This window comes from Candidatus Rokuibacteriota bacterium, from assembly GCA_016188005.1.
Lineage (GTDB): Bacteria > Methylomirabilota > Methylomirabilia > Rokubacteriales > CSP1-6 > UBA12499.
The window spans coordinates 1-17,478 of record JACPIQ010000121.1 but is presented as its reverse complement, the minus strand read 5'-3'; the positions used below and the strand labels follow the sequence as shown (position 1 = coordinate 17,478).

The following is a 17,478-nucleotide window of genomic DNA, read 5'->3' as shown; positions in this document are numbered from 1 at the left end:
CCCACCCCGGCCGGGGCCTCGCCCCTGACCGCCGGGTGGCCCCGGCCGGCCCCGGCCCGGCGAGGGCGGGCTCACGACGGGCCTCGCATGGTCACGCGAGCCGCCGCGAGGCGCTTGGCCAGGTTGAGCCACGCGATCGCCTCCTCGCTGCAGCGTCGGTAGGGGGCGGCGTCGAGCGCCGCGAGCGCCCTGGGAGAATCCTGCGCAGCGAGGAGGCCGCACTTCGCCAGCCAGCCCTCGATGTCACCAGCAATCCTTCCGTACTCGACCTCCTTCTTCGAGTGGAAGAACGCGAGCGTCTGCAGCAGGCCGTTGTCCATCAGTTCGGCGGGCGCGCCCTTCAGCCGGTCGGTGTACTTCGTCAGAAGATCGCCGCCGCTGAGCCCGTCGAGGCAGCTCTGGATGTGCTGCGCGCGCTCGAGTTCCCGGCTCTTCATGGCTGCCCCTCCGTGACGAGCCGGACGTGGACGAGCCCGCGGCCCGTGGTCGCCTCGGCGCCAACCTGCAGGGGCTTCCCGTCCAGCCGCTCCCTGAGCCAGCGGCCCACCCCGCCGGCGTCGGCGATACCGAGCCGTGCCAGGTCGGCACCGTCATCGCCGTTCCTTCGGACGTGCGGCCGCCCGACACCCACCAGGCTCCACATCAGAGAATCCGGCGGCAGGTGCTCCGCATAGAAGAACGCACTCCCTGATGCCGTGCCGGTGTCGTCGTCGATCTTGACGTGGGGCTCGACGACGGTGGCCAGGCGAGTGAGATGCGCAAAGAGGTCGTCGTTGAGCACGACCAGGTGCGTCTCGATCCGCTTCCGGAAGTGCTCGAAGGCCGGAGCCACCGGCAGCGCGCACGCTCCGATCCAGGCCGCCACCTTCCGGAGGTCCTCGCTCACCTCACCCTTGAGATCGAAGTCCTCGAGCACGACCTTGCCCGAGGCCAGCGCGTCCTGACCTGTCACCCAGGCCGTGCCATCGGGGGGCGTTGACGGCACGGCCCAGTCGATACCTGCACCGAGCAGCTCCGCGTCGCGGCGAAGGCGACCGAGCGCTACCACGCTCGTGCAGTAGGCAAAGGTCCCGACCAGACTCCTCACGGGGAAAAGCAGGAGACGGCCGTCGCCGAAGGCCACCGCCCCGGCGTGTGCGCTCGCCTGGCGGTCCTCGCCGTCTGGCCCGAACACCCACTGGCTGGCCTCCCTTTCGTCGCCCGTGGCCCGACCGGCGACATGGTGACGGATGGCGCCCTTGAGCCCCGAGCCCTGCGCCATGGGATAGCCCGTGTGCCGCTCGCGCTGCACCGGGAGGTCCACCGCGCCGAGGCTCACCCCGGCGCCGAAATGAACCGGCGAGTTCGCGTACAGGAACATCAGCATCGCTCTCTCATACATGCGCCCACCCTCCCACGTGAATGATCCCGAACCCCTCGTTAGCGCGCTCGTCTGAGACGCTCTGGCCGTGGAACAGCCGCCAGGCGTCCTCCCCGCTCCCCTGCTCGATCTCGAACCAGTAGACGCTGCCCGCCAGGACCATGAGGCGGAAGGGCTTTGGCCCTCGCCGCACCAAGTCCCAGCCGCCCGCGAGTTCCGGCGCGCCGATGGACGCGCTCACGAGACGCGCCCGGAACCCGTCGCGCTCCCAAACGAGCCGGCCTGCCTCCTCACGGACGGGTGCCGGCAGCCAGCCACCCGTGAAGATCGCGGGCGTCTGCAGCACCCAGCGGAACCTCCTCTCGCCGACGACCGCGCCGCGGGCGCCCGACCAGTCGGGCTCCGCGACAGGCCAGGGCGCGAGCCGCGCCATGCGGCCGTCCCCGCCGAGTCTCATCAGCCCTGACGTGGGCACCGCGGAGCACCCGTCGACCTGAGCGACGAATCCCCAGCCCGGGCGCAGGACGGCGCCGCGGCTGCTGAACAGGCGCCCCTCGTCGACGGTCCGCGCGCCCTCATCCAGGCCGATGCCCACGCGGTAGTCCCAGTCCAGCACGTCTCGCCAGCGGACGACCTGCTCTGGCGAGGGCGGCGCGGTCCCGGCGAGGTACCGCGCGTAGTCGGGGCCGCGGAGCCAGCCATCGATCGGCGTCGAGCCCAGCCGCACACCGACCGGTTCGAGTGCCGGCAGCGACGACACGCCTCCGCCCGCCCCTCGGGCCGACGGCGCGAGCAGCGCTGGCGTACCCTCCACCGCCTGCTTGCCGCCGGCGACCAGGTCTCGGCCGGCACGGAAGCACGCGCCAGGGTGATCCCCACCGATCTGCCCGAGCCAGAGGCCAACCAGCCTGAACGCCCCGCCGTCGAGGGTTGACCCATCGCCTTCCCGCCGTGCACGACCGAACTCGCGCGCAACCAACTCCGACACCGCGCCGGCGGCGAAGGCGTCGAAATCCACCTGCTGGTCCACCAGCATCCGGGTGCGGAGGGCGCCAGCAATGACGGACGGTCGCGGTGGAAACTGGCAACGCGCAACCTGGCTGCCCTGGTCGCCAAAGGGCAGGTCGTCCCTGAAGAACACGATGTCGCAGGGCTCGATGAACGTTGTTGTCATTCCCCGGCCTCCCCGCCTCGCGCGATGAACTCGGCCAGCCCGACGCCCGCAACGAAGCGGTCAAGTCCCGGCGGTCCGGCCTCTTCGAACGGAGCCCGCTGCGGCGTAGCGGTGAGCCATGTAGCGAGGTCCTGGAGGCCGAGAGCGGCCTTCTTCATCCTGCCGTCCTCCAGGCCGTCGGCATCCCTTCGGCGATGCCGCTGCAGGAGCCAGAAGGCCCTCTCGGCAAGCGCCTCCCCGAGACTCCACAGCACGCGCGCCTCCTCGCGCAGCGCGTAAGCGAAGCGCCGGCTCACGAGGCCACGCCCGATCACAGTCGCGACTTCCTCCAGCACGGCGAGCGGGTCCGGGTCCCTGACCATGTCCTCCTCGCCCCAACGGGCGGCGAAGCGCTCGTGCCCTCCCGAGCGTCGCAGCACGGCGATGGCCACCGCGTTCCGGCCGAGCCCGTCCTTGGCGAGCCGCTCCATCTCGCGCGCGGTCTGGAGCGCGTGCCGCAAGGGCCACTTCTCGTGCGCGATCGCCACTCCGGTCGAGGACGTCGCCCGCTCCCCCATCACGCGCCACAGACGATCTCCCCGCCGGACATGGCCGCGCTCGCTCTCCCATCCGTCTCCCCGAGCAAGGCTGTCGCCCGCCAGCGGCAGCCCCGAGTACAGGCGCCGCAAGTCCCGGAGGCACGGAAGGACCGAATCCAGAGGTAGCATCGCCAGGGCATCGTCGCCGCCCGCATAGACGACCACCCCGCCGTGCACCTGCTCGATCACGGGCCCCACGATGTCGAGCGAGAACTGGTTCAGCGCACGGCTCACCGCGATCTGATGGGCCATCGACAGCGGTCGCCGGCGGCTCAGCAGCACGGCCGCCTCCAGCGGTCGCGCTCCCGGGTGCAGCACCTCGCGGATCTCCGGCGCCCGCTCCCCGGCCAGCCACTGGCCCATCCGGTCGCCGTCCATGACGAGAACCCCGTAGTACTTGCGTGGCGCCTGGATCCCGGCCGCTCGACGCGCCTCTCGCAGGGCGGTCAACGCCTGCCGGAGGCGGGCCGCGGCCGCAGGGTTGAATCCGAGCTCTTCCGGGGCACCGTCGCGCACCTGCTGAGGATCGAGCGTCGCCGGGTCCAGCAGCTCGGCCGGAAGCTTGACGAAAGCCTCGGCCAGATCGGCGTGGCGGCCACATTGCCTGGCGGCTCGCATCAGCGCCGGGGTCGCGTAGGCCTGCCGATCGCCCTCTCCGGCAGCATCGACGACCAACCGGACGGCGTCCACGATGGACTGCTCGGGCGCTTTGCCCCCGTCGCGGCCCTCACCGCGGAGGCAGTCCAGCACCTCACGGAAGAAGCGGCCCGCGGCCAGGTTGTGTGTCGACGGAAAGATCACGGTCCGGCCAGCCTCACGCTCAGCCCACGCGCTCTTCGGTGCGAGCCGCCGGGCCGCGCAGAGGCCGCAGAGCCGCTCGCCGCGCCGGACGCCCGAGGCTCTGGCCGCCGGACGCTCTGCATCGCGCGTCCAGAGCGCCTCCTGGACGCCGCACACCGTGCAGCGACTACCTCGCTCATCGATTTGGCTGAATCGGCGCGTCGCTTTTGTGGCCGCGTGGCCCACCTCAACAAGAGCGCTCTGCGCGGCGAAGTGGCTGCCGAGGTTCGGGCGGTAAAGCTGGGCTTGGGCCAGCGCATCCATCGTCTCCCAGAAGAGCGCCATGGAGGTGCCCCCGCTGTTCAGCGACAGCCGCCTGAGATCTGCGGGGTCGGTGACCCACGGCTGGACGAACCAGTGACACGCGAATGTCCGTGCGGCCTGCTGGACCGCCCGTTCCCCCCACTCATCAGCCCGCGCTTGGTCCGAACCCGCCAATCCTCCGGCACCGCCGCGGACAAATTCCGCCGCAGCCGCGCGGAGCCCCGCCTCGCTCGCCCGTGCCAGCCTCTCGGCGGAGGCGCTGGGCACCAGCGCGAGGAACCGATTGGGAAGCGAGGCCACAGGGCTCCCGCCTCGTCGCTCTGCGAGGCCAGGGATCCCGTTCCATCCGCGCTGCTCGCGGAGCCAGCCATCGACGAGCGGCTGGGCGAAGAGGTCCGGGAAGAGCACGGCGTCGGCGCCAAGTTCCGTGACCAGGTCGCGCATCGCCGACCACGCGAGCCAGGAAAGCAGGAAGCTCCCCGCCCACAGGTCCCCCGTCCGCCGCGCCGCCTCGATCAGCGGCTGCACCGGCCCGAAGGAGAAAAGCACGAGCGCCGGTTCGGGCAGGGCCCCGGCGAATGCCGCTGTCACCCTCATGTGGTCCCAGATCCCGTGGTCCGGTACCCGCGTGTCGGCGGGAAGATAGCTCCACAGCTTTCCGACCTCACCCCGCGCGCGGAGGGCCGGCTCGAGGCCGCGCCACACGTACCAGTAGAAGCGCTCGGGCTCGCTGCCCTTGCCGCCCGCGTCGTGCACCAGCCGTTCCAGCACCCCACGCTGCTCGGCCTCGAAGTGTTCCGGTCGCTCGTTCGTCAGGCTGGCGAGGCGGTAGGGCGTCCCCGACAAGGTGTGCGCGATCACCGGCTCGCGGAGGAAATCCACGCGGTACGAGACCGGGTCCCGAAGCACCACGCGATCCACGGCGGACGCCAGCCGGTCCGCCTTCCGGACAACCTCCTCGTGGCGTGGCGGCCGCCCGAGCACCAGCTCGATGAGCCCCGCGGAGAACGCCTCGTGACTCCGGTACCAAAGGGTCGGCGCCTTGCCTGGAGGATCGTGGAGCAGCGCTTCGATCTTCTTCTCTGCCAGCTCGCGGTCCATATTGCCCTTCCTTCTCACGCAATGCGGTGGGACGCCCAGAACGGCTGCCCAAGCATCTCGTCGATGATTGACCGCGAAAGGTCCGGCGCGGGGTAATCTGTCGGTCCCACTCTGATCCGGCCGTCGGGTGCCAGCGGAGAGCGGAAAAGACACCAGATCAGCGCCAACCGCCCGTTGGCGAGTTTGTCTAGCGTGAGGAACAGCGGGGAACCCCTGCGCGTCTCTCCCGGCTTCTCACCTTCTCTCGAAGGCAGCGTCACCCGCTCCTTGGGGCTACCTGACAGTGAATTGAACCGGAACTCGATGGGTAAGCCGAAGGCAGCCCGTGTGACCGTCTGCCCGGGTGGCGGCGGCTGCCTCGCCACGACGCTCTTGACGACGTCGTAATCCGGGCGCCGCCTTCGCTGACTTCCCGGGGGGTCGAACTGCCGGAAAAGGCGGTACGCAGAGCCGACATCGTCGAGCGCCATCTCCCAGCCAGGGAAGGTCCGCGTTACGACGCCCGCCGAGAACCAACCCTGTGCGACGACGTGGTACTGCGGTCGTTGGCACGCCCGCGCAAGCGCCGGGCCGAGCAACCCGCGGACCCGCTGGGCCAACTCCTCGGTGTCCTTCGCGGGGACGTCGGCAATCCACGGCGCCTTGCGCACTACACCCCCTGCGTCTGTGCGCAGCGAGACGGCCCCCGCGAGACGCCGAGCGCGGGCGCCCAGCCCCGAGAACGAGCAGGCAGCCCCCAGGCTCCTGAGCGCGCGCTCGGCCTCGGTATCCTCTTCCCCGAGGATGAGCCGAAGGTTCACCGTCTGCCCAGGCGTGAGGTAAGCCCGCTGCCGATCCTCGCCTTTCGCCCGCGTGTGCATCGAGAAGAGCAGGTAGTCCGCCCCCCGCTGGTCCCTACCGCCCCGCTTCGACCACGTTGTCGTTTCGAGCGACCCGACCGGGTGGCGGGGCACGATTCGGGCGGAGCCGCGGCGCTTCGTGCTGCCGAAGATGCGGATCTCGGTGTCCGCCGGCGCCGTCTCGTTCCCGTGCCCGTAGAGCGCGCGGTACCAGTACCGCCACACGCCCCGGAGGCTGGCGATGCGGAACTCCGGGTCCTGGTGGGCGCCCCCCAGAAAGCATGGCGACAGCAGCTCCAGTGTGAGGTCCATCGAGCAGGTGCTCATCGTCACGTCCCCTTCCGCTCCGCGCGCGCCATTGGCGCCAGCGCAAGCTGTCCGAACCCCATCGACGCTCCCTTGCCCCCGTGCAGCACCGTGCCCGCCTCCAGGAGCCGTCTGAGCGTCGGGCCGACGCCATCGAGCGCGACCTCACCGACGAGTCCGCCGAGCGTGATTCGGCGCCTCTGGCGGGCCGAGAAGCGGCTCGCGTCGATCCACCGGAGGCGCATCGGCTGCGCCCGCGCGGCCGCCGCCTCTGCTGCCACCTCGGGCCACGGCGCAGGCCAGGGCAACCCTCCGTGGTAGTGGCCGAGCGCGGCCACGCGCAGCGAGAGGTCCCGGGTGAGCGCGACGAGATCAAACGTCGTCAGCACTGCGCCGCGGCGCACCAGGCGGAGCGGCGTCAAGAGCCTCAGGATCACCGTCGCGCCTTCCCCGCGCGCGCCTGGCGGACATGGCCACTCCTCGTGCGTGTACCCCTCGCAGCGCGCACGCCCTCGGGACCGCCCCAGGCCCTCCTCGGCTGCGACCGCCAGCGCACGGGTGACCGCCTCGATCAGTGCTCCGTCGTGGCCGGCCAGCGCGAAGGCCGCCGTGAACTCCTCACCCGGCTCGAAGCGCCGGGTTCGCCACGGCCCCGCATCCAAGACCAGGGGGCCGGGGATACGCGCCAGCCCGGCCATCGGCGCCGGCCCGCCATCGCCCGGCGCCGCCTCCATGACGATCGGATAGGGGCATCCCGGCCTCCGCTGGCACGCCCCACACGTCCCCCGCGGCGCGGGGCAGGCGACCTTCTTGAGAGCTGGCCCCAGCACCGCGTGCCACAGGGCCCCGGAGAACGCTGGGATCTCCACCGGCGTCACCGCCCGCAGCCGGAGCGTGCGCCGCCGGATCACGAGGCCGTCCAGGTAATCGTCAAGCGGCATGGATGTCCAGTTCATCGTTCAGTAAGGGCCGGGATTGCGGTGGCGAGTGCCACGGCGGAGGCGTCGAGGAACGACGGTCCCGCGGGCGCCGCGGCGAAGGATCGGTCGGCCCGCACGGCCCGCAGCCTCCGGCCCGTCGCGGCCCGGGACCGTGCCAGCCGGCCCCCTGCCACGACGAGGGCAGCGTAGCGCCCGTGCGCGCTCCGCGACGGAAAACAAGCTTGGCGTGGCATGTCGTCAACCTTGCCGCCCCGCCACGCGGACGAGGCCGGGCGGCAGTGCGAGGCCGCGCCGGCGCGGTGCGCCCGGCTGCGCTGGCACCTCGGTGACGGTGTAGCGCGCGCCGCGCGGGCCGGCGCCGAGCACCCTCCTAATGCATGTATTGACCCGGCTGCGCGTCTGCTGGAGCCACGGCCGGAAGTCCTCGAGGCTCTCCGGGGGCGACCCGCTGCTCGCCGGTGCGACGCCGATCCCGGTTCCGCCGCGGATCTCGCGGTAGAGCGCCAGCAGTTGATCGCGGCGATCGTAAACCTCGTCGTCTGTCGGCTGGCAGCGCGCGCAGCGGTCTCCCCTGGCGCAGCGCCCGGCGCGGCACTGGCGCCGGAGGTCGGCATACCGCAGATACAGTGCCATCTGCTGGGGCGGAAGCGAGATGCGACGTCCACCGACCTCGACGGACCGGTGTCGGAGGTCGAGCCGCAGCGGGTCGAGGCGCAGGCGTCCCGCCGCATCTGCCTCCACCTCGGCCGCCACCTGCACCAGCGCGGAACCGATCAGGCCAAGCTCGCGCACCGCGCTTCCCAGCCGGACGATCGGCACCGCGGCGAGCGACACGTGCGCATGGCTGGCGTCGACAGGGCCCCCGGGTCCGGTCAGCCGGCAGGGGCGCCGCGTCGGAAAGAAGAAGTCGGGCACGCGGTCGAACGGCGGAGAGACCAGCACATGGTAGAGGCGGTCGCCCGGGCGCCCATGAAGCTGCAGCGCCGTGGCGAGCAGCGCGCCCATCGTCTTGCGCCCGCCGGCGAGCGAGCAGTGCAGCGTGGTGTCAGGGTCGGACGCGAGGCCCTGCACCAGCCGGCTGATCTGCTCGCCGACGGCCTCGCTGTCCTCGCTCGTGACGATGTCGTCCAGCGGATCTCCCCGCCCGTCGGCGAGCACGTGGAGGTTCTCGGCGGGACACCGGAAGGCGCCCGCCGGGAGCCGGTACTCCTGGCGGAGCCGGTTGAGCGCGCCATCTGCTCCGAGCAGGGTGGCCGCGACCGCCGCGAGTCCGGTGCGGGTCGTGACAACGTGGAGCTGGTCCGGCACGATGCGCGGGCGTTGCGCGACCGCCAGCGCGTACAGCGTCTCGGTGACGACGGCAGGCGAAAGCCCCACCAGGCAGATGGCCACCGCCCTCCTCCGGCCCCGGCGCGGATCGGGCATCGGAACCATTGTGTACCGCGTTGCGGCCCCCGTGACAAGGCCCGGGCGAGCCGCCACGTCGAGGTTCCCAGTTCACTGGCGCGGGTGGCACCCGGAAACCGCGAATGCTCCTGTATCGCCTTCAACCGTGACAGCGAGGGTCACACCCTGGTCGGGGTTTTCCTGTCAGTGGCCGGGACCCCGAACGTACCAGCATTCGGGCATGGGCATCCGGGCGTGGTGGGACGTCCCGGCCTGGCGTGGACTTCCCGCCGTTCGCGACGGGCACGATCGCCGCGCCGGCCCAGGCGGTACCGTGGGCCTCCGGGAGGACGCCGAGGATCTCGCCGTGGTCCCGCGCCGCCGCCACGAGGGCGGCGATCGGTGTCAGGGAGCCAGCACCGGCCGGAACTTCCAGAAGTAGTTCATGATCCCCTCGCCTTCGTGGACGCGCCGGAAGCAGAGCTCCACGGGCATCTCGAAGGCGACCGCGGCCGGATCGCAGTCGGTGAGCTGGGTGTAGAAGCGTCCGCCGCCGTCGAGATCCGCCGAGACCATGATCGTCGGCGGATCGGGGTTCGGGACGAGGTGGTCCTTGGTGAAGGTGAAGACCTTCCCACGGCGCGAGAGCTTGTGGTCCGCGAACCTGGTCGAGGAGCATTGCCAGCAGAGGTGGCGGCGCGGGTACGACACGGCGCCGCAGTCCTGGCACCTCTGGCCGTAGAGCCGCATGTCCTGCTTCTCCTCGCGCACCAGCGCCGGGATACTCGTGAAGGCGCGGATCACCTCGGTCTCGACGTGGCGCTTGAAGCTGAGGAACTTGCCGTACTGGGTGAGCGGCCTGCCGGCAGCCAGCTGGGCCGCGACCGGCCGCCGGGGCTGGCGCCCGGCGAGGGCATCCGTACACTGGAAGAGGAGGGCCTCGGCGCCGTTGCCGTAGGAGACGACGAGCACCTGATCGCCCGGCTTGCACTCCTCCAGGACCGCCGCCAGCCCCAGCGGGACGGCGGCGGAGCCGGTGTTCCCCGCCCGGCTCATCACCGCCTCCCGGGGCGCGGCAGCCTCCGCGAAGCTGAGCTGCTTGAGCAGCGCCGCCTGGGTGCGCGCGTCCGGGCCGTAGACGACGGCTTTCGCGATGTCCTCCCGCTTGCGCCCCGTCCTCGCCAGCAGCCCGTCCACGGCCTCGGAGATATGCCTGTCCAGGCCATGGCCCTTGACGAAGGTCATGTCGGGCAGGATGTTCAGGTAGCGATCGCCGGCAGCGCGCCAGACGTCGGTGAACTCCCGGCAGGCGCTGAAGGCGCCCTCGAAGCTGGCGATCACCTCATCGCTCCCAACCAGGAACGCGGCGGCGCCGTCGCCCAGCAGCACCTCCTCGGGGGAGCCCGGAGCCACCGGGCGCATGTCGGAGGCGGCCACGAGCGCCTGCGGCACCGAGCCCGCGCGCACCATGTCCAGCGCCAGCCTGAGCGCCGTGGTGCCGCAGCGGAGAGAGCCGCCGAGGTCGGCCGTGAGCACCTCGGCGCCGAGGTCCGTGGCGGTGGCCAGGAGCGTGGCGCTCGACTTCTCGACATAGGGCGCCGTCGTCGAGGCCAGCAGGCAGGCGCCCACGCCTGAGGCCTCGCGGCCGGCCAGCGCCTCCAGGGAGGCTTCCACCGCCATGGTCAGGCTGTCCTCGTCGTAGCCGGCGACGGCGCGCTCGCCGCCGCCGCCGCTGCCCCACACGGCCTGGAGCGTCTTGCCGCCGAGCCGGTAACGCGGGACATAGGCTCCCGCCGAGACGATGCCGATCACGGGGTCAGGTCTTGCATTACGACACCGTATGCGCGCGATCGGAGACTGTGATGGAGGTCAGGCACTGGGCATCGTGTACCCCCGGGAGCGCAGCAGCGGCTGCGCCGGGGCTGCGTGTCGGATTGCAAGACCTGACCCTTTACCCGAGGAAGTAGCGGCGCGGGTCGAAGAGCCGGATCAGTCCCAGCTCATCACCTGTCGGCGCCGCGAAGCGGCGAAGCCGGGGCGCAACCTCGAGATCCCACCCGCAGCCGGCGCGCGCCCGGCTGACAGCTTCCGTCCCGTCTCCCTCGCCGTAGATCCCCGTGAGCCGGAGCTCGTCGTGTTCCCGGTCCTTCTCGTAGACGCCGAGGTCGGACACGACGGTGCGCACCGCGCGGCCGGGAGCGGTGATGTACGGCACCTTGTCCACGAAGCGCGTGGGACGCTGCTCGAGGCAGACGACCACCTCACGCGCCGAGGAGGTGATGTCGTTGGCTCCGCCCGAGCCCGTGATATAGGTGACGCCGGGGATGATCGTGGAGTTGATGTTGCCGAGCTTGTCGACCTGCCCCGCGGCGAGGGCGCCGATGCACTGGTTGTGCCGCCCGCCCATGAAGATCCCCATGACGTGCAGGATGTCCGTGAGCATCTTCGACGACGGGAAGTTGCGGAAGGAGAAGACGTAGGGCTCGGCGGGGCGCGGCAGGTACCCGACCATCCCCGTCTCGGCCATCAGCTCCACGTCCACGCCGCTCCGCTTGAGCTCGTAGGCCGCGAGCCAGGCCGCCAGGTTGGAGTTGCCGACGCCGGCGAGGAAGGTCTTGTAGCCCCTCGCGCGCACCTTCTCGGCGAGCAGTCGGGAGGCGGCCACGACCATCCACTCGGTCCCGGTCCCCGCCGGCCCCGACGGCAGCGCCGCCGACAGCGACTCGAGTTCTGGCGCCCAGGCATCGGCATGCGCCCGCCCCTTGGCCTCCATGAGCTTCGGGTAGCCGACCTTGGCCAGATAGGCCTGATGCGTCGGCAGCTCCAGGATCCACTCGCGGATCCAGGCGGCCGCCGAGTCAGGCTTCCTGAAGGCCCGGCGGCAGTCGAGGATCCAGTCGAGGTCCTCGGCATAGCCTTCGAACTCGGGCACGTTCATCCCCCACATGCCTCCCGGATGCGCGCCGTGGGGTGTCTCCACCACGGCCCGGACGTACTGGGAGGGAAGCCTCACCAGGCTCGCGTGGCGGCGGATGAACTCCGTCGAGACAATCTTCTCGACGGTGACCACGGCCCCGCGGCGGGCGGCCATGGCGCCGTAGAGGCTCTCGTTCGTGGGCGGCGCGATGATGACGTTGCCCGCCCGGTCCGCGGCCCAGGCGTGGATGAGCGCCACGTCGGGGACCAGCGCCTTCACGTAGCCCACGCGCCCCTCGCCCCCGAAGGGGTCGTCTGTCGCGATGAAATCCCCGGCGCGCGCGTTCTCCTCTTCCATGGACGAGCCCAGAAGCGAGCGCGTCGGCAGGAACGGCAGCCCCATGGCCCCGGCCAGGAGACGCAGCGGGAAGGTCAGCATGGACCAGTTCTGGACCTCGAGCCGGCCGTCGAGCACGGCCCGCGAGATCAGCGCCTGGGGCGTCGGGAAGGGATACCCTTCGCCCATGAAGGTGGTGATGGCCCGGGTGACGAGACCGCCGTGGATCAGCGCCGTCCAGGGCGAGCTGATGCCCACCGTGGCGAGGGTGAAGCCCGGCGTCTTCCCCCACCACTGGCGCGCCACCTCGCGCACGAGCGGGTTGGCCCGCCCGTGGGCGGCGCCCAGGTACAACGCGTCGCCCGCCTTGACGTGACGCCGCACCGCCTCCTCGAGCGCGCAGGTCTTGTCGGGCCCTTCCTCGTACGGGAGCTCGAGTCGGCGGCGGATCAGGTCGTGATAGGAGGCGTCCATGGGCAACCTCTCGCGAACGCTCAGCGCCCCGTGAAGACCCGCGCCTTGACGCGGCGGGGCACCCAGCGCGCCAGCCGCCGCGCCACGGCGGCGGTGGCGTCCAGTGAGGCGACCCCGCCGGGCCAGTACTTGATGAGCAACCGCCGGTCGAGGTAGTTCAGGAGCCCGTCCACGACCACTGCCACGAGGAGGACGTCGTCCAGGTAGCCCACGAGCGGGATGAAATCGGGGATCAGGTCCACCGGGCTGGCGAGATAGAGGGCCACCGCGGCCAGCACCACCTTCGCCGCCGTCGGCACCTCGCGATCGGTCAGGAGCGAGGCGATCATGCGCGCCAGCCGGGGCAGGAGCAGGAGAAGGTCCTTCACGCGGGCCGTCCGCTCGCCTGCGGCGTCAGGTTCTCGGCGAGCAGCTCGGCGATGTCCCGGGTCTTGATCCTGTCGCCGACCTCCTTCGCCTTCACCCCGTCCTCGAACATGGTGAGGCAGAAGGGGCAGGCCGAGGCCAGGATGTCCGGTCTGACCTCCATCGCCTGCTCCACGCGCAGCTGGTTGACGCGCCGCCCCTCGTTCTCCTCCATCCAGGCGCGCCCGCCGCCCCCGCCGCAGCAGAAGCCACTCGAGCGGGACAGCGCCATCTCGGCCAGCTCGGTGCGCGCCACGGAGCCGAGCACCCGCCGCGGCGCCTCGTAGACGTCGTTGTAGCGGCCCAGGTTGCAGGCGTCGTGATAGGTGATCCGCTCGCGCCGCTCGCGCGAGACGCGGAGCCGCCCCGCGGCGATGAGCTCGTCCAGCAGCTCCGAGTGGTGGATCACCTGGAAGCGGCCGTCGAAGTCCGGGTACTCGTGGCGCAGGGTGTTGAAGCAGTGGGGGCACGCGGTGACGATCTTCTGGAACCTGTACTGCTTGAGCGTCTCCACGTTCCCCTGGGCCAGCGTCTGGAACAGGTACTCGTGGCCGAGGCGCCGGGCGGGCTCCCCGCTGCACTTCTCCTCGTTCCCCAGGATGGCGAAGTCCACGCCGGCGGCCTGCAGCAGCCGGACGAAGGCGCGCGCGACCTTCCGGTTGCGCTCATCGAAGGATCCGTAACAGCCGACCCAGTAGAGGTACTCCGCCTCGCTCACGTCGCTCATGAGCTTGACGCCCAGGTCCGCCGCCCAGTCGGCCCGCGTCTGCCACGCCACCTGGAAGGGGCTGCCGTTGTTCTCCAGGTTGCGGAAGGTGGGCGCGAGCTCCGCCGGGAAGCGCGACTCGGTGAGCACGAGCCAGCGGCGCATGTCGACGATCTTCGGCACGTGCTCGATGAACACCGGGCAGGCGTCCACGCACCAGCGACACGTGGTGCAGGCCCAAAGGACGCGGTCGGCGATCACTCCGCCCACCATGGGCGCTCCCTCGGCATGCCCCTGCCCGGCCGGGGCGGGGGCCAGGAGCCCGGGGCCGCGCTCGAGGAGATGCTCCTGAAGGTTCAGGATCAGCATCTTCGGGTCCAGCTCCTTGCCGCTCATGTTGGCGGGGCAGCGGGAGGTGCAACGCCCGCACTCGGTGCAGTTGTAGAGGTCGAAGAGATCCTTCCAGGTGAACTCGGTGACCTGGCCGACCCCGAAGCTCTCGGCGTTCTCGAGGTCCGGCGTCGAGGAGCGCCCCCTGGGGCCCAGCGGGGCGAAGAAGACGTTGAACGGGGCGGACATGACATGGGTGTGCTTGGAGTACGGCAGCCACACGAGGAAGCCCAGCAGGATCACTGCGTGGAGCCACCAGGAGACGTGGAAGACCCCCTGGAGAGCGCCCCCCGGCAGCCCGCCGAGCCCGGAGGCGACGGCGCTGCCGGCGAAGCCCCAGCGATCGGTGGCGGCCGGCGCGAGCGCGATGCGGGCGCCATCGGCGAGGAGATCGGTGACCATGAGGCCGAAGATGAGCCCCAGGATCAGCAGCCCCTCGGGGGAGAGCGTGAGGCGCTTGGGTCTGGTCACCAGCCGGCGGAACGCCATGTAGCCCACCGCGACCACGACGGCCACCGTGAAGAGATCCTCGAGGACGAGGAAGCCGGGCGTGTCGGAGAGGAAGGGCAGCGCGAAGGACTCGGTGACGCCGCGGCCGAAGAACTCGAGGGTGCCGAGGGTCAGGGTGCAGAAGCCCCAGAAGATCGTGGCGTGCATGAGCCCGGGCCAGAAGTCTCCCCGGATCAGCCGGAACTGGCCCAGCACGAACACGAGCACCGCACGGAGCCGCGACGGGACGTCGTCCCAGCGCGCCGCCGGCTTGCCCGTGAGCATGACGCGGACGAGGTAGTTCACCCGCCGCCCGAAGAGGACGAGGGCCACGAGGATGAGCGCGTAGAAGGGGAGCCAGCCCGGGATGAGCCCGTACCACTGATGAGGGGGGGACATTCGGCGCGACTCTTTTCGTTGGTGCTGTTATACGTTCACTCGGCTCGGCGGTTCGTCCCCTTCGAGCCTCCGGTAAGCGTAGTTCGAGCCTCCGGTAAGCGTAGAGTGAAGCGGGTGGAGCGCCCTGTCAAGGGCGGCGGAGGGTCCAGGCGAGGATCTCGCCCACCCCGGAGTACGGATCGAGCGCGCCGCCGGTCACCGCCTCGAGGATGCGCGAGAGATCCTCGTCGGCGTGCACCCGCTCCATCACCTGCGCGCTGAGCTCCTCTACCAGCAGTGCCTCCAGCTCCGCCCGCCGCCGCGCCTGGCGGCGCTTCTCCAGGGCCCCGCCGGCCTCCAGGGCGACCCGGTGGCGCTCGATCTGGGCCAAGAGCTCCGGGACGCCCGTGTCGTTGACCGCCTGGGTGGCGAGCACCGGGATCTCCCAGTCGATGTCCTTGGGCGAGACCGTACTCGTGTAGTGCAGGTGCACGGTGAAGCGCAGGTCGGCCATGAGCTGATGCGCCCCGTCCCGGTCGGCCTTGTTCACCGCGAAGATGTCGGCCACCTCCATGAGCCCGGCCTTCATGGTCTGCACGGCGTCGCCCGACTCCGGCACCAGCGTCACCACCGTGGTGTCGGCCTGCTTGATGATGTCCAGCTCAGTCTGCCCCACTCCGACGGTCTCGATGATGATCCACGGGAACCCGAAGGCATCCATGAGCTTGACCACGTTGCCAGTGGCGCGGGCGAGCCCGCCCAGGCTGCCGCGGGTGGCCATGCTGCGGATGAAGACGTCGGAGTCCAGCGTGTGGGTCTGCATGCGGATCCGGTCGCCGAGCACGGCGCCCCCGGTGAAGGGGCTCGAGGGGTCCACGGCGATGATGCCGACGGCCGCGCCCGCGCGGCGAAGCCCGGCCGTCAGCCGGTCCACGAGCGTGGACTTCCCCGCCCCCGGAGGACCGGTGATGCCGAGCACGTAGGCACGACCCAGGCGGGGATGGATGTTCCGCATGACGGCGGGGACCTCGTCCGACCGGTTCTCGACCCGCGTGATGAGGCGCGCGAGCGCCAGCCGATCGCCGTCGAGCATGCGCGTGACGAGATCCATGGCTCTCAGAGAGACTGCAGCGGGGCGGACGCGGGGTCGGGTCGCACCCAGGCATTCTAAGGCACACGGCCCCGGACGACAAGAACAGCCGGCGGGGAGGCGGGGAGCCGGCGGCGGCGGCCTCCCGCCTGCCCGTCACTGCCGGACGAAGGTCAGGTCCGTCTCCAGCTGGATCTCGTTGGACACCTTGAGGAAGAGGAGCTGCGGGATCTGCATGCCGTGATTCGTGAAGCTGGTGGTGAAGGTCGCCCTCACCTTCACGTTGTCGGTGGTGAAGCCGAAGCGCTTCTGGCCCTCCACCTGTTCGGGGGTCAGCTTGATGTAGGTGACACGGGCCTTGGCCTCGGTCTCAACCGGCTTGCCCTTGATGGTGAGGATACCCCGGACCTTGGCCGGCATCTCCTTGCCCGGATCGAGCGGGCCCGTGATGTCCACGCTCTTCAGCTCGAAAACCGCGTGGCGGTTCGCCTCGTTGGCCGTGTCGAGATACTGCGGGCTCCGCGCATCCTCGTCCCGCTTCGGCACACCGGAGTTGAGCGTGGTCAGATCCACCTTCACCGTGCCCTTCGCGCCCTGGGGCCGGGCGGGGTCCAGGGCGAGGGAACCCGTGACCCCGGGTCCGGCTGTGGTCCCGACGATGGTCTCCAGCGGGGCGTCCGACTTGTACGTCGCCCGGGAGTAGGTGGGGAGGAGCTTGAACGCGATCTCGGCCGCCGAGGCTGGGAGCGCGGTCGAGGCGGCGACGGCCACCACGAGCAGAGTCAGCAGCATGGGACGCTTCTTCATTCCATCCTCCGTGTGTGGGGTGTGTCCGGCAGCCGGCCCTTCAGAGGCGGGAGCCCCCGGCCGAGATTCGACGAGGTACGGGAGCCCGACGGCGCAGCCAGAGACTTCAGCGGTGAGGGCTCCGCGGGTCGTTCCCCTATCTGCCGTCCGAGGCCGGAGACTCCCCCTGTGACGCCCGCCAGTCGGCTTCCATGACCAGGGCGTCCTCGCCAGTGTCGAAATAGTAGCCCTTTCGCTGGCCTATCACGCGGAAGCCAAGACTCTGGTAGAGGCCGATGGCCTCCATGTTGGTGGGGCGGACCTCGAGGACGGCGAGGAGCACGCCGCGGGCGCGCCCCTCGGCGAGGGCGGTCTCCAGGAGGACCCGGCCTATGCCCCTGTGCCTGCACTCGGGGTGGACGGCCAGGTTGGTGATGTGGATCTCGTGGCCGATCTCCCAGAGGCACACATGCCCCACGAGCCGAGAGTCCGCCCGGGCGACGATGCAGCGGGCGACGCGGTTCTGGGTGATCTCGTAGCTGAAGGCGGCCCGAGACCACGGGGTCTTGAAGGAGGCGCGCTCGATGGGCAAGACCTCGTCGAGATCCTCGGGCGTCATGGGCGCCATGGACAGCGGGGGCCGGGTCAGGGTCTCGGCCACGTCGCCTCGCCTCCGGCTACGGCTCGCCCTGGCTCGCTCACGCTCGCCTTACCTCCC

14 protein-coding genes are annotated in these 17,478 nt (G+C 70.8%); all 14 read right to left on the bottom strand.

The window, feature by feature from the left end; translation table 11 throughout:
- Positions 1 to 71 precede the first annotated feature (71 nt).
- Positions 72 to 437 (bottom strand): type III-B CRISPR module-associated protein Cmr5, encoded by a 366-nt coding sequence (cmr5, locus tag HYV93_23470; protein ID MBI2528929.1) that lies wholly within the window; start codon positions 435 to 437, stop codon positions 72 to 74.
- Positions 434 to 1,366: a type III-B CRISPR module RAMP protein Cmr4 gene (gene cmr4, locus HYV93_23465; GenBank protein ID MBI2528928.1), complete on the bottom strand. Its 933-nt coding sequence runs from the start codon at positions 1,364 to 1,366 to the stop codon at positions 434 to 436. The genes cmr5 and cmr4 overlap by 4 nt, the downstream gene beginning before the upstream one ends.
- A gap of 7 nt (positions 1,367 to 1,373) precedes the next feature.
- The gene (locus HYV93_23460; protein MBI2528927.1) at positions 1,374 to 2,534 is read right to left on the bottom strand and encodes a hypothetical protein; all 1,161 of its coding nucleotides are present in this window, start codon (positions 2,532 to 2,534) and stop codon (positions 1,374 to 1,376) included.
- Entirely contained in the window at positions 2,531 to 5,317 is a 2,787-nt protein-coding gene (cas10, locus tag HYV93_23455; GenBank protein ID MBI2528926.1) for a type III-B CRISPR-associated protein Cas10/Cmr2, read from the bottom strand. The genes HYV93_23460 and cas10 overlap by 4 nt, the downstream gene beginning before the upstream one ends.
- Before the next feature lie 14 nt (positions 5,318 to 5,331).
- A complete protein-coding gene (cmr1, locus tag HYV93_23450) occupies positions 5,332 to 6,468 on the bottom strand; it encodes a type III-B CRISPR module RAMP protein Cmr1 (protein ID MBI2528925.1) in 1,137 nt (378 codons plus the stop codon).
- A gap of 17 nt (positions 6,469 to 6,485) precedes the next feature.
- The gene (gene cas6, locus HYV93_23445) at positions 6,486 to 7,403 is read right to left on the bottom strand and encodes a CRISPR system precrRNA processing endoribonuclease RAMP protein Cas6 (GenBank protein ID MBI2528924.1); all 918 of its coding nucleotides are present in this window, start codon (positions 7,401 to 7,403) and stop codon (positions 6,486 to 6,488) included.
- Positions 7,404 to 7,640: 237 nt separating this feature from the next.
- Positions 7,641 to 8,795 (bottom strand): TIGR02584 family CRISPR-associated protein, encoded by a 1,155-nt coding sequence (locus HYV93_23440; protein ID MBI2528923.1) that lies wholly within the window; start codon positions 8,793 to 8,795, stop codon positions 7,641 to 7,643.
- A gap of 399 nt (positions 8,796 to 9,194) precedes the next feature.
- Positions 9,195 to 10,601, bottom strand: coding sequence for an OB-fold domain-containing protein (locus HYV93_23435; GenBank protein ID MBI2528922.1), 1,407 nt, complete (start codon positions 10,599 to 10,601; stop codon positions 9,195 to 9,197).
- 139 nt (positions 10,602 to 10,740) lie between these two features.
- The gene (locus tag HYV93_23430) at positions 10,741 to 12,516 is read right to left on the bottom strand and encodes a glutaconate CoA-transferase (GenBank protein ID MBI2528921.1); all 1,776 of its coding nucleotides are present in this window, start codon (positions 12,514 to 12,516) and stop codon (positions 10,741 to 10,743) included.
- Positions 12,517 to 12,536: 20 nt separating this feature from the next.
- Positions 12,537 to 12,845 carry a DUF1232 domain-containing protein gene (locus tag HYV93_23425; GenBank protein ID MBI2528920.1) on the bottom strand — a complete coding sequence of 103 codons (309 nt, stop codon included), beginning with the start codon at positions 12,843 to 12,845 and terminating at the stop codon, positions 12,537 to 12,539.
- A gap of 35 nt (positions 12,846 to 12,880) precedes the next feature.
- Positions 12,881 to 14,905: a (Fe-S)-binding protein gene (locus tag HYV93_23420; protein ID MBI2528919.1), complete on the bottom strand. Its 2,025-nt coding sequence runs from the start codon at positions 14,903 to 14,905 to the stop codon at positions 12,881 to 12,883.
- A gap of 127 nt (positions 14,906 to 15,032) precedes the next feature.
- The gene (gene meaB, locus HYV93_23415) at positions 15,033 to 15,995 is read right to left on the bottom strand and encodes a methylmalonyl Co-A mutase-associated GTPase MeaB (protein ID MBI2528918.1); all 963 of its coding nucleotides are present in this window, start codon (positions 15,993 to 15,995) and stop codon (positions 15,033 to 15,035) included.
- A gap of 135 nt (positions 15,996 to 16,130) precedes the next feature.
- The gene (locus HYV93_23410; GenBank protein MBI2528917.1) at positions 16,131 to 16,781 is read right to left on the bottom strand and encodes a YceI family protein; all 651 of its coding nucleotides are present in this window, start codon (positions 16,779 to 16,781) and stop codon (positions 16,131 to 16,133) included.
- A 136-nt stretch (positions 16,782 to 16,917) separates the two neighbouring features.
- Positions 16,918 to 17,388, bottom strand: coding sequence for a ribosomal protein S18-alanine N-acetyltransferase (rimI, locus tag HYV93_23405; protein MBI2528916.1), 471 nt, complete (start codon positions 17,386 to 17,388; stop codon positions 16,918 to 16,920).
- Between the last annotated feature and the right edge of the window lie 90 nt (positions 17,389 to 17,478).